Here is an 11,958-nt window from a genome sequence, read left to right as displayed (position 1 = left end):
TCACGCCTTAACCGGCCACAACCACGCAGCCCCACGCACACCGCTCGAATCCCCATGCACCGCCTTCAGCACCGGTGTTTCACATTCGCGGCCAAACACCCACTGCTTCATCAATGCCGGCACGGTTTGATACAGGCGATCGTTATTACTCATACCGCCGCCCAACACAATCACATCGGGATCAAGCAGATTCACCACCTGCGCCAGCGATTTCGCCAGACGCATTTCGTAGCGATTCATCGCCAGCTCCGCCACCGGATCCTGCTGCTCAATCAGCTTGATGATTTCCGCACCTTTCAGCGCTTTACCGCTTAGACGCTGATAATCGATTGCAAAACCGGTGCCCGATACAAAGGTCTCAATGCAGCCCTGCAAACCACAATAACAGGGCACTTCCGCGCGATGGCGCAGTTCATCTTCGTCCATCCACGGCAGCGGGTTGTGGCCCCACTCACCGGCATTGCCGTTACCACCAATGCGCGACTCGCCGCCAATCGCCACGCCCGCGCCCGATCCGGTGCCAATGATCACCGCGAACACCAGCGGCTGACCCGCGCCCGCGCCATCCACCGCTTCGGAAACCGCCAGACAATTCGCGTCGTTGGCGATGCGCACGTCACGATTCAGCGCCTGCGCTAAATCCTTATCCAGCGGCTGACCGTTTAGCCAGGTGGAGTTGGCATTTTTCACCCGCTGCGTGTAGGGCGAAATCGTGCCGGGAATGCCGATGCCGACCGTGCCCTGCTGGCCGGTTTTCTCTTCTGCCAGCAGCACTAAATCGACAATCGCCTGAACCGTGGCAGCGTAGTCGTCACGCGGCGTATTAACGCGATGACGAAACAGTTCCTGACCCTGATCAGACAGTGCAATCACTTCAATTTTGGTCCCGCCTAAATCAATCCCGATACGCACGATTTATTCCTCATTATTCGTTCTGGTGACAAATACAGTAGAAGGCTGAATCGGGAAAGGCAATGAAACCAATCCGATGTTTCGCTATCATGCGCGCTGACTTTGAGACTTGTGCGCCCGATCGCACCCACGGTAAGGAATCCCGATGTTGTGGTTTAAAAATATGATGGTTTATCGTCTGAATCGTGACATTCCGCTGTCCGCAGACGATCTGGAAAAGCAGCTCGACGCCTTCACCTTTTCGCCGTGTGGCAGCCAGGATATGGCGAAAACCGGCTGGGTTTCACCGATGGGCAACCGTAGCGAAGCGCTGACGCATGAAATCAACGGTCAGATGGTGATTTGCGCGCGCACCGAGCAAAAAATTCTGCCGTCGCCGGTGGTGAAGCAGGCGCTGGAAGCCAAAATCGACAAGCTGGAAGCGGAACAGAGCCGCAAGCTGAAGAAAACCGAGAAAGATTCGCTGAAAGATGAAGTGCTGCACAGCCTGCTGCCACGCGCGTTTAGCCGTTTCAGCCAGACTTATATGTGGATCGACACCGTTAATAACCTGATCATCGTCGATTGCGCCAGCGCTAAGAAAGCCGAAGATACGCTGGCGCTGCTGCGTAAAAGCCTCGGTTCGCTGCCGGTGGTTCCGTTAACGCTGGAGAATCCGATCGAGCTGACGCTGACCGAATGGGTGCGCTCAGGTGAACTGCCAGCCGGTTTTGCCTTAATGGATGAAGCTGAGCTGAAAGCGATGCTGGAAGATGGCGGCGTAATCCGCTGTAAGAAGCAGGACCTGATTTCTGACGAGATTGCCACGCACATTGAAGCCGGTAAAGTGGTCACCAAACTGGCGCTCGACTGGCAGGAACGCATTCAGTTCGTCATCGCCGATGATGCTTCAGTGAAGCGCTTGAAGTTCAGCGACACGCTGCGTGAGCAGAATGATGACATCGACCGCGACGATTTCGCCCAGCGTTTCGATGCCGATTTCATTCTGATGACCAGCGAACTGGCTGCGTTGATCAGTAATCTGGTCGAAGCGTTAGGCGGCGAAGCGAAGCGTTAACTCCCCTCGAACCAGGTCGCCATGAATGGCGACCCTACGACAGACCTGCGCGGATTTTCGTAGGGTGCGCATTCATGCGCACCTATTGCTCAGCAATAAAAAAACCTGCGCTTCCAACAGAAGTCGCAGGTTTAAGATGTTCTAAATCTTAAGTTTAGAGATAGCGGCAGAGATAGGAAGAAGGCTCGGCCACCTGCAGATGGAATTCGCTCTGGCCTGGCACGCTGAACACAGCGCCGGCTTCATACCATTTCCACTCGGTTTCACCTGGCAGCAGCACTTTCAGCGCGCCGCTCACCACCGTCATCTCTTCCGGTTGGTTGGTGCCGAAGGTGTATTCACCTTCCGCCATCACGCCAACGCTGGCACGGCCAATGGTCACGCTGTCGAAACCAATGGATTTCACTTTTCCGTCGAAATACTCACTTGTATTGAGCATATTACTTCCTCACAGCACATTATCGTGACTGGCAGATTACTAAGGAACTCGCTGATCTGTCACGCGAATTAGCGCCACAGATCGCAACTTGTGATCTCTCCGCATTAGACGATCAATTCTGCCGCCAGCTTGGCGACCAGCACGTTCGACAGCAGTACCGGAATGCCCAGCATTTTCTGCAGGAAATCACGGTGCTTCTGGTGATAGCCGATGCAATCCAGTACCACCACATCCGCGCCCTGCTCCTGCAGCGACAATCCCGCTTCCACCAAATCGGCCTGCTCCGCCAGATACGGGCTGGCGACGGCAAAGCACGGCGGCGTATCCAGATTGCGCCACTTGTTGGCCTGCTCGGCAATCTGCTCTGCCACCGGCACCACAATGCCGACTTTGTGTTGTTGCACAATCGCCTTAACCAGCGGCGGGATGATGCGATCCGGCTCCAGCAGCAAGGCAGATTGCGTTTTCAGCGTGCCAAATTCGCCGGTGCACAGCAGCAGAATGGTGTCGTAGCCCTGCTCTTCCAGCGCGTTGATCTTATGTTGCAGTCCCTGCTCCACTTTTGGTCCCGACAGGCGCACCTGCTCGCCGCTGATCATGCGCGACACCAGCACCGTTTCGCCCGGCGCGGGCGCATACTGCTGCTCGACTTCGGTCAGCGTCAAACCGTCGAGTAAACCGGCATGCGCCACCTGATCGGCAGGCAGATGTTCCAGCAGCAGCGGCAAAATGTCGCTGCGCGGTGATTGACCAATCGTCAGTGTGACCAGGGAGATATTCATAATCAGGCTTTCCGGGTGCGCAGATGGCTGAGACTACCATACAAAGAGAGCAGCAGAGCGTACTCTTGCGCGTCGTAGAAGTGACAGGTTTCACGCCCGAACTCTTTCGCCACTTCCACCGCAAACTTCACCGCTAAAGCGATATCCACTTCGTGGCTCGCGCCGGTACCGCAGCCCGGCACCACCGATTCGGCGCATATCGCCACGCCCACCACCGGCACATCCGTCGCAGTGGAAGGCTGCAAAATGCTGTTGAGGTGGTAAACCCCGTTGCCGTATGGCGTGATGTCCTGCGTGGTGATCGGGAAGGTGACCGCCGGTTTGCCGCTGGTCATCTCCATGATGCGCAGCAGATCTTCTGACACGCGCAGGATGTAGCCTTCTTTCACCGTCGGCGACAGCGCGTAGCCTTTGTGATTGAGAATGCGGTTACCTTTAGTGGTATCGATCGACAGAATCGCATCGACGCCCGCAATCACTTCGTTGTCATTCATGGTGATGTCGTCGCACGGCGAATCCATGAAATCGACCGGTTCGTGCGGACGGGTTGGCGCATCCGGGCAGATGTGGGTCGTGATGATCACATCACCGGCAAGCACGTCGCCTTTGGTTTGCATCTGCGCCAGCTTCAGCGCACTGCTCACCGCTGCGACCGCGCCATCGGCGTCTGACACCATCCCAATACGCGTTGGACGCGCACCAATCCCGCCGAGGCGACCAATGATGCCAAGCGTTGGCGCGTTGCCGCCGTTGCTTTTTCCCTGCGCACCGGGAATGTCGATACGAACGAAATCGGTCCGCCCTTTGGGCCCGGTGACGCGTTTCGTGCTGGCGGTGACGCCCGGATAGGTCGCGAACAGATCAACCACCTGTTGACCATCAATGTAGGCGCTATCGAGTAACTCAAAGACCTGCAGTGTCTGCTGTAAACTCATAATGAATTCCCTGGATTATTTCTTGGTGCCACTGGCAAAGAGTGAATGGAAGAAACTGTAGAGCGCATCGCCGGCGATAAATCCAGCGGCCATCACCTCCATCGGTGAACGTCCACGCTCGCCCCACACGCGCAGGATGATGATGCGCAGCGCGATGCCCACCATCACCGCCCAACCCGCAGCGGCGTTGTTGATCAATAAACCGGTCGCCAGCAACACACCAAGCTGACGCTTCGGTCCGCCGATCAGCTGAATGATGGCGCCCGGAATCGCCCACATCAGCAGATTTCCAGCAATACCCGGCTCGGCTCCGGCCTGAATGGTTTTGGCATAGACGCGCGCCACCGGCGGCAGCAGATTCTCGGCAAAGAAAATCGTGTGCGCGTACCACACAACGGGAATACAGATCACAAAGGCGATCATCGCGGCAATCAGCTGGATGCGGCGACCCCACAGCTCTTGCTGCACATCGGCACCGTTGCCGCGCAGGATAAAGCCGGCTTTCAGGTCATAACCCATATCAGCAAACGCCGGACCGGTGGCAGCGGTAAAGCCGCACAGCAGGCACAACGCCAGCGGCGGGAAGCCAAGCAGAATGCCGAGAATCAAAGTAATCAGCGCCACCGCAAAGGCCGGGAACCAGCCCGAGTGCATAGCAGCAATCCCGACAATCAGTTCATGCACGAAGGCAGCAAAGGCAGCGTAAAGAATAAACAGCACTAGCATCGGCAGGCCCATCTGGCTCCACAAGCCGCCCGCCAGCGCCAGCAACGTGGAGATGACGATGTAGCCGACGGTGCCGAAACCCAGCGAACGTTTCACTTCGTTGTCGCTGCGGCTGACGTTGACCTGATCATTACGGCGGCTGCGAATCACCTGCACCACCTGAATCAACGCCACCAAACCTGCACCGACCATCACGCCGTGCGGAATATAGAGCGCGTTGATATCAATGCCAGCAACCGGTTGCGCGTAAGCACGCAGCAGGAAACCAATACCGAGCATGCTCAGCGCCCAGATATTGCCGATAAACGCGGTACCAAATGCCGACATGGGGATCTTCAGCATCGAACCGACAATGCCGCCGACAATGCCCACCACCAGCAACCAGGCCTGACGACCGCCTTTATCACCGGCTTTGATCGCTTCGGCTGCCGCCACGCCCGGCGGCCAGGCATTGCTGGCCGGGAAGACGCGCGTATCAAACAGACGATAGAGTAAATAAGCATCGAGCAGCATCGCCGCGCTGACGCCGACAAACAGCGGCAGCACCAGCTGCGGCTCGCCCAGCGCCCACGGCACCGCGATTGGCATTAACAGGCTGTTGGCGGCACCGAAGGTGGCAGAAGAGATGGCGGTTTGCGCGAGGTTTTGGACTTCAATGGAGCGATAGCGACGAAACCATTGCAGTGGAATACGCGCCAGCAGCATGGCAAACAGCGCGCCGATAATAGAGGTATTGGGTGTCACCCCAATGGTGGTAATAAGCTGAACCCCAATGATGGCACCTGCAACGGACAGCAGAACCAGCATTAAGGCAACGCCAACACTTTTTATTGGATTATTTTGACGCATAAGATCCCCGTATTTTCACCCTGTAGAAAACGCGTTAATTCGCAGCGCCCGACACGCGGGACATCAACGTTTTTATATTAATCGTTCCCTGACTATTGAAATAAGCAGGTCCGAAGACCTGCTATTTCCCTGGTGTGGCGCGAATAAACGCCTTCAAAACTAAAATAGGGTTTCCTGTTTGGACAGGATTATGCGCCGTACTTTTCGGCCATCAGTGCAGCCGTTGCGCGTAGTTCGCTGAGCAGCATCTCCGGATAACCGGGTGCCGCTTCTTGCGATAAAAACGAGAGACAAAGCGCGGCACTTTCACCGCGATGTTTATTGGTTACCGCAACCGCTAACGAGCTGATGCCTGGCAGCGTCTCATTGCGCGCCAGTGCCCAGCCTTGCTGGCGAATAACCGCTAACTCTTTGCATAACGCATCGACGCTCAGCGGCGAATTCATCGACGCCGCCTGCCAGTTGCTGGCAAAACGATCGCGAACTTCTTCATCACTGAGTTGCGCCAACAGCACGCGTCCGGTCGAGGTGCCGGTTAATGAAACACGCGTGCCCGGCGGCGTCACCAGTTGGGTGAAGAAACGGCCGTGATACATGCGCATCACCAGCACATCGTCGCCATCCAGCACCGAGATATAGCCCATGCAGCCGCTGCTGGCCGCCAGACGCGCCATCGGCGCCGACGCGCTATCCACTAACGGCGTCGACAGATAGTGACCCGCCACCGACAGCAGCACGCGACCAATCTGGAAGCAGCGGCTTTCGGTGTCACGCTCAAGTAAGCCTTCACTTTCCATGGTCGCCAGCAGGCGCGATACCGTACTTTTCGGCAAGCCCAACGCATCCACCACCTCGGTAAAGGTTAAGCCTGGATGGCCCTGCGTCACGCCAAAGCGCTGAAACAACTTCAGTACGGCGGAGGCATTTTCGAGTGTGGTCATGGCGTTGGTTTCACTATATGGAACTGAGTTCCTATATCAATAACCAGAAAGTAAAGCGCTACGCTTTTGCGGTCAAGCGCAAATTTTAAGCCGGACGTTTCTGAGGAAATTTAAGGCAGAATAAAATACGGCGTGAAGGGGGAAATAAATGACGTAATCAGGTGAGTAAAATATTCAGCAGGAAAGTGTGTAACTTTTTTGGAATATTGCAGTTTTTCGGCTGAGATTCTTTACCCTAAATAGTTCAAGCTGCAGGAAGGCGGCAAATGTGTGAATCCCCAGGAGCTTACTTAGGTAAGTGACTGGGGTGAACACATGCAGCCAACGCGCCGGCAGCTTGAAATATGACGGGTAAAGTTAATCTTTACCGGCATCTTCATAGCGCTCTTTTGCATCTTGCGCTTCGGCTTCGGTTTTGTGTTCGCTGATTAACGTATCGGGTTTGGGATGGTCGGCACGTAATTCATACCAGGTGACGGTTTGATCCGCCGAACCTTTTTCAACGGCGACAATACGCGCGACGCGCGGATAGGGTGGTTTAGTTGGCATCGTTTTCCCTCTTCTATCAGTTGTCCACAGACAGCGGTGATCCTCTGCCTAACGCTAAGTATAGACAACTGAGGATCGCTGCAAAAAAACAGAGAGAAATCTGAGGGTTTAGCTGGCGCGCGCCAGAGAGAGCGATTGCAAAATTTGCTCAACCACGCGATCGGGCGATTGCATCGCGTTGACTTCATGATGCGCGGTTTGACGATACAGATGGGCACGCTCACGCAGGATATCGCCCATCTCTTCGGCAATAGGGCGGCCGGTTAACGTGGGACGCTGCGCTGCTTCCGGCTGATGCTCCAGACGATCGGCCAGCACTTCTGAGGGCGCATTCAGCCAAATCACCTGACCGTGTTCGCGCATAAAGCGACAGTTCACTTCAGCCAGCACCATGCCGCCACCAGTGGCGATGACCGTATTCGGCGCGGTGACCGCACGCAGCGATTCCGTTTCGCGGGCGCGGAAACTATCCCACCCTTCAGACGCCACAATCTCCGCCACGCTGCGTTGCGTAGTGAGTTGCAGATAATGATCGGTATCGTTAAAGGCATAGCCCAGCGCTTGCGACAGCGCCTTGCCAACAGTGGTTTTACCGCAACCGCGTGCGCCGATCAGATAGATGGGTAATGACATCCGGGCTCATCCTCCGCCGTAATGTGCCGCGCGGGCAACGTCATCAGGTCAATAATGCGTCGCATAATACCTGGATTTTATTTTATCAGCCACCCGTGAGGCACGATTTACGCGTATTTCAGTCACATCTTAAGCTAGCCGTTTGAAAAGCCAGCGAAAAACAATGCATGAATCGTGCATCGGGCCAAATGTAACAGCGGCCAACATTTCCTTACCAGGCCGCTGATTTACTTTCTTTAGTCGCGCCCTCATATATGAGGCATACCTTAAAGGAGGGTTCCCCATGCAAAGCGAAGAACAACAACTTATTGAAAATCTGTTCAGCCGACTGAAACAGGCTGAGACGCAAAGCGGCCCGCGTGATGCTGGCGCAGAGCAGTTAATCAAACAGCATTTACAGAATCAGCCCGGCGCGCCTTATTACATGTCGCAGGCGATCCTGATTCAGGAAGCGGCGTTGAAAAAACTCAACGCGCAGGTTACGGATCTGGAAAATCGTCTGGCGCAGGCGCAGCAGCAACAGGCACCGCAGCAGAGCAGCGGCGGTTTTCTCTCAAGCTTGTTTGGTGGCGGATCGCGTCCGGCAGCGCAACAGCAACCGGCGTGGGGTAATCCACCGCCGCAGCCGCAACAGCAGTATGCGCCAGCGCCACAGCAGCAAAATGCCGCACCAGCGGCACGCGGCACCGGCTTCCTCGGCGGCGCATTGCAAACGGCAGTTGGTGTGGCGGGCGGCGTGGTGATGGCGGATATGCTGACCAGCATGTTCCACCATTCACAGCCAGAAGAGATCGTTAACATCATCAACGAGCCGGCGCTGCCGCAGGTGGATAACAGCCTCGACACCTTTAATGGCAACGACAGCAACAACGCGTTCCTCAACAACGATAATTCGGGTTGGGATAACAACGTTGCGGATAACAATGATTTCGGCGATTTTGGCGGTGACTACGATGACGATGACAGCTTCGTCTGATTAGCGCTGACGTAACCACTTATCCAGTTCGTTAGCAAACAATTGGCGGTCGCGTTGGCTTAAGGTCGACGGGCCGCCACTCTGAATCCCGCTGGCGCGCATCGTCTCCATAAAGTCACGCATGGTTAAGCGCTGACGAATGGTGTCTGTCGAGTAACGTTCTCCGCGCGGATTCAGCGCCGCAGCGCCCTTCTCCAGCACTTCCGCTGCCAGCGGAATATCGCCGGTGATCACCAACTCGCCAGGCTGCACCCGTTTCACAATCTCATTATCCGCCACATCAAACCCCGCAGCGACCTGTAGCGTTTTCAGCCACGGCGACGGCGGCACGCGCAGCGGCTGGTTGGCGACAAAGGTCACGGTAACTTTGGTGCGCTCGGCCGCGCGGTACAGCACTTCTTTGATGACATTGGGACAGGCATCCGCATCAACCCAAATCGACATGATGAATCCTTCTTAACCGGCAATGAGGCTGATCTTGCCGTGCTGCGGCAGAATCGCAACTGTTTTTGCTGGCCGCCCGCCTTGTTATTAATCCCTGCTGACGTAAGCTTACCCCCACAGAAAATGAACCACTTAGAGGATAAAGCGATGCTGGAGAAGAAAATCGGGTTTGTCGGCTGCGGCAATATGGCGAAAGCCATTATTAGCGGACTGGTCAACAGCGGGCAGATCGCCCCCGCCAATATCTGGGTATTCGACCGTAAGCCCGACACCAATCAGGCGATGGCGCAGCAATATGGCGTTACCGCCGCAGATAGCGTGGAAAGTCTGGCGCGCGAAGTGGATATCCTGTTTGGCGCGGTGAAACCCAATGTGATTCTCAAAGTGCTGAAAGATCTTGCCGGCCAGTTGAAGAAAGATGTGCTGGTGGTCTCGATTGCGGCAGGCGTGACGCTGGATTCTCTGGCGTCGGTGCTCGGCCACGATCGCAAAATCATCCGCGTGATGCCCAATACGCCATCGCTGGTGAACGAAGGCATGACCTCCGTGACGCCAAACGTGCTGGTGGAAGCGCATGAAGTGGATGAAGTGGTGGGGATTTTCGAGAGCTTCGGCAAAGCGGCGGTGGTGAATGAATACCTGATTCACGCGGTGGTTGGCGTGAGCGGATCGGCGCCAGCGTATGTGTTTATGTTTATCGAAGCGATGGCCGATGCCGCAGTGCTCGGCGGCATGCCGCGTGCGCAGGCGTATCAGTTTGCGGCGCAGGCGGTAAAAGGCTCGGCGCAGATGGTGCTGGAAACCGGTAAGCATCCGGGCGAGCTAAAAGATATGGTGTGCTCGCCAGGCGGCACCACCATCGAAGCGGTGAAAGTGCTGGAAGAGAAAGGCTTCCGCGCGGCGGTGATTAACGCGATGCAGCAGTGTATGGCGAAGTCAGAGGCGTTGAGTAAGCAGTGATCGGTGCGGCTTGCCCCTCACCCTAACCCTCTCCCGCAAGCGGGAGAGGGAACCGATCGAGCATATGGCAGCATCTCCCAAGCGGGAGAGGGAACTGATCGTGCGTCTCCCTCTCCCTGTGGGAGAGGGCCGGGGTGAGGGCATCAGGCCGCAGAGTACGCCTCATACAACGCAATACCCTGCGCCAGCGTCATGGGCTGCTGCATCTCCTGCACCAGCGCTGCCGTCAGCGTATACAGTCCGGCAGAACATACCGCCGCAATCATCCCTTCCTGACAATAGAAAGCGATAAACTGCTTATTCTGCAGCGATCCCAGCAGCCGGTAATCATCCCACTCTTCCGCATGCCCTAAATACTCATAACGCGTCCCGTAATGCGCAGTCCAGAAGAACGGCACGCGGTCATACAGAATCTGTTTGCCTAACATATTCATCGCCGCGATGCGTCCTTGCTGATGCGCCACGCGATAGTGCTCAATGCGTTGTGGGCCATGCACCGACGGATAACTAGCGATATCACCGGCCACCCAGATGTTATCGGCTACGCGCAGCTGGCTGTCGGTGAGCAAACTGCCATCCTCTTCCAGCGGCAGATCGTGGATGAATGTTGTCGCCGGCACCACGCCTGTACCAAACAGCACCAAACTGGCATCGACTTTTTTGCCACTTTTCAGGCGCACGGCTTTCACTTTGCCCTCGCCTTCCAGCGCCACCGGATCGCCTTCGACAAACTTCACGCCGTTGCTGCGATGCAGATCGTAAAAATGGCGGCCAATTTCTTCGCCAAACTGTTTAGCAAACGGCAGCGGATGACGTGCAATCACAGTGACATCAACATCACGATTACGCAGCGATCCCGCCATCTCCATGCCAATAAAACTGTTGCCGATAATCACCAGCTGCTCGGTCTTATCGACTTCCTTTAGTAGTTCATCGGCCTGATTGAGCGAACGCAGCAGATGCACGCCCTCGAGATCTTTACCCGGTATATCGAGCGCTTGCGGCACGCTGCCGCTGGCAATCAGCAGTTGGTCAAACTTCACCTGCCGGCCGCCTTTAAGGATCAGCATCTTATCAAGCGCTTTAAGCTGCTCGACATCGCCCTGAATCCGCTCCACCGTGCCCAGCACATCCTGCTTCAGCAGCTTCGGTACATCTTCAATCGCCATTTTGCCTGAAGGCACGAATTTGCTCAGCGCGGTGCGATCGTAAGGCGCAGCCGATTCCCGCTCAATCAGCACGATGTGCCCGCTAAAACCTTCATCGCGCAGCGTCCAGATCGCCGCGCTGCCCGCCGCGCCCGAGCCGAGAATCACGCAAACCGGCGACTCGCCTTGTGCAGAAGGCGCACTGGCGGGCGACATCGCCTGCGGGCTAACCAGCACTTTGCCTTGTTCAATGCGCACCGGATAACGCTTCAGATTCGCCAGCGCCAGCGGCTCGCACATCTGCCCATCCTGCAGCTGAAATACCGCTTTGTGCCACGGACAGATCAGCTTGTCGCCACACACTGCGCCCTGCTCTAACGGCGCACCGGCGTGCGGACATTTGGCCTGAAACGCCTGCACACGCTCATCATCACGAATCAACACCACATCGGTGTCGCCGACGGTAAATTTGGTAGGTTTGCGCTGCGCCAGCGACTTGAGTTCCACGACAGTTTGATAGCTCACGTTAGGCCTCCTTTCTTCTGGTTTTTGATGTAAACAGCAAATCCCTACAAAGAGTAAGCCTGGCAAAGCATGGTGATTTGTC

Annotated in this window: 13 protein-coding genes; 3 read left to right on the top strand and 10 right to left on the bottom strand. The window is 56.1% G+C overall.

The features are described from left to right. On the bottom strand, positions 1 to 912 hold the full coding sequence (gene mak / locus BM323_RS16735; RefSeq protein WP_008106071.1) for a fructokinase: 912 nt from the start codon (positions 910 to 912) through the stop codon (positions 1 to 3). Between the two features lie 145 nt (positions 913 to 1,057). Here mak and rdgC point away from each other — a divergent pair, with 145 nt between their 5' ends. Continuing rightward, positions 1,058 to 1,969, top strand: coding sequence for a recombination-associated protein RdgC (gene rdgC / locus BM323_RS16730; protein WP_008106069.1), 912 nt, complete (start codon positions 1,058 to 1,060; stop codon positions 1,967 to 1,969). Positions 1,970 to 2,123: 154 nt separating this feature from the next. On the opposite strand, the gene ppnP is transcribed toward rdgC, so the two are convergent. From ppnP to aroL, 7 genes are all read right to left on the bottom strand, one after another. Continuing rightward, a complete protein-coding gene (gene ppnP, locus BM323_RS16725) occupies positions 2,124 to 2,408 on the bottom strand; it encodes a pyrimidine/purine nucleoside phosphorylase (RefSeq protein WP_008106067.1) in 285 nt (94 codons plus the stop codon). A gap of 104 nt (positions 2,409 to 2,512) precedes the next feature. After that, entirely contained in the window at positions 2,513 to 3,190 is a 678-nt protein-coding gene (locus BM323_RS16720) for an AroM family protein (protein ID WP_008106064.1), read from the bottom strand. Positions 3,191 to 3,192: 2 nt separating this feature from the next. Further along, the gene (locus BM323_RS16715) at positions 3,193 to 4,125 is read right to left on the bottom strand and encodes a DUF1177 domain-containing protein (RefSeq protein WP_008106062.1); all 933 of its coding nucleotides are present in this window, start codon (positions 4,123 to 4,125) and stop codon (positions 3,193 to 3,195) included. Positions 4,126 to 4,140: 15 nt separating this feature from the next. Next, complete coding sequence (locus tag BM323_RS16710) at positions 4,141 to 5,700, bottom strand: OPT/YSL family transporter (protein WP_008106060.1); 1,560 nt, start codon at positions 5,698 to 5,700, stop codon at positions 4,141 to 4,143. Positions 5,701 to 5,888: 188 nt separating this feature from the next. Continuing rightward, positions 5,889 to 6,641, bottom strand: a complete 753-nt coding sequence (locus tag BM323_RS16705) for an IclR family transcriptional regulator (RefSeq protein ID WP_008106058.1) — start codon at positions 6,639 to 6,641, stop codon at positions 5,889 to 5,891. A 357-nt stretch (positions 6,642 to 6,998) separates the two neighbouring features. After that, positions 6,999 to 7,190: a YaiA family protein gene (locus BM323_RS16700; protein ID WP_008106056.1), complete on the bottom strand. Its 192-nt coding sequence runs from the start codon at positions 7,188 to 7,190 to the stop codon at positions 6,999 to 7,001. 108 nt (positions 7,191 to 7,298) lie between these two features. Beyond that, entirely contained in the window at positions 7,299 to 7,823 is a 525-nt protein-coding gene (gene aroL, locus BM323_RS16695; RefSeq protein ID WP_008106055.1) for a shikimate kinase AroL, read from the bottom strand. A 283-nt stretch (positions 7,824 to 8,106) separates the two neighbouring features. On the opposite strand from aroL, the gene BM323_RS16690 reads away from it, so the two are divergent. Beyond that, a complete protein-coding gene (locus BM323_RS16690; protein ID WP_008106052.1) occupies positions 8,107 to 8,799 on the top strand; it encodes a DUF2076 domain-containing protein in 693 nt (230 codons plus the stop codon). On the opposite strand, the gene BM323_RS16685 is transcribed toward BM323_RS16690, so the two are convergent. Then, positions 8,800 to 9,243, bottom strand: coding sequence for a YaiI/YqxD family protein (locus tag BM323_RS16685; RefSeq protein ID WP_008106050.1), 444 nt, complete (start codon positions 9,241 to 9,243; stop codon positions 8,800 to 8,802). Between the two features lie 147 nt (positions 9,244 to 9,390). Between BM323_RS16685 and proC the strand changes: the two genes are divergently transcribed. Then, positions 9,391 to 10,203, top strand: coding sequence for a pyrroline-5-carboxylate reductase (gene proC / locus BM323_RS16680; protein WP_008106048.1), 813 nt, complete (start codon positions 9,391 to 9,393; stop codon positions 10,201 to 10,203). Between the two features lie 143 nt (positions 10,204 to 10,346). Here the strand turns inward: proC and BM323_RS16675 are convergent, their stop codons facing one another. After that, positions 10,347 to 11,876 carry an FAD-dependent oxidoreductase gene (locus BM323_RS16675; protein ID WP_008106047.1) on the bottom strand — a complete coding sequence of 510 codons (1,530 nt, stop codon included), beginning with the start codon at positions 11,874 to 11,876 and terminating at the stop codon, positions 10,347 to 10,349. Positions 11,877 to 11,958: the final 82 nt, after the last annotated feature.

This window comes from Pantoea sp. YR525 (assembly GCF_900116775.1).
Lineage (GTDB): Bacteria > Pseudomonadota > Gammaproteobacteria > Enterobacterales > Enterobacteriaceae > Pantoea > Pantoea symbiotica.
This window is presented reverse-complemented; position numbering and strand designations above follow the sequence as displayed.

Excerpts from the sequence above, each read along its gene's own strand:
- rdgC (WP_008106069.1), top strand. The coding sequence starts at position 1,058 with ATGTTGTGGTTTAAAAATATGATGGTTTATCGTCTGAATCGTGACATT.
- BM323_RS16705 (WP_008106058.1), bottom strand. The coding sequence starts at position 6,641 with ATGACCACACTCGAAAATGCCTCCGCCGTACTGAAGTTGTTTCAGCGC.
- proC (WP_008106048.1), top strand. The coding sequence starts at position 9,391 with ATGCTGGAGAAGAAAATCGGGTTTGTCGGCTGCGGCAATATGGCGAAA.
- BM323_RS16690 (WP_008106052.1), top strand. The coding sequence starts at position 8,107 with ATGCAAAGCGAAGAACAACAACTTATTGAAAATCTGTTCAGCCGACTG.
- BM323_RS16710 (WP_008106060.1), bottom strand. The coding sequence starts at position 5,700 with ATGCGTCAAAATAATCCAATAAAAAGTGTTGGCGTTGCCTTAATGCTG.
- BM323_RS16715 (WP_008106062.1), bottom strand. The coding sequence starts at position 4,125 with ATGAGTTTACAGCAGACACTGCAGGTCTTTGAGTTACTCGATAGCGCC.
- BM323_RS16700 (WP_008106056.1), bottom strand. The coding sequence starts at position 7,190 with ATGCCAACTAAACCACCCTATCCGCGCGTCGCGCGTATTGTCGCCGTT.
- ppnP (WP_008106067.1), bottom strand. The coding sequence starts at position 2,408 with ATGCTCAATACAAGTGAGTATTTCGACGGAAAAGTGAAATCCATTGGT.
- BM323_RS16685 (WP_008106050.1), bottom strand. The coding sequence starts at position 9,243 with ATGTCGATTTGGGTTGATGCGGATGCCTGTCCCAATGTCATCAAAGAA.
- BM323_RS16720 (WP_008106064.1), bottom strand. The coding sequence starts at position 3,190 with ATGAATATCTCCCTGGTCACACTGACGATTGGTCAATCACCGCGCAGC.
- aroL (WP_008106055.1), bottom strand. The coding sequence starts at position 7,823 with ATGTCATTACCCATCTATCTGATCGGCGCACGCGGTTGCGGTAAAACC.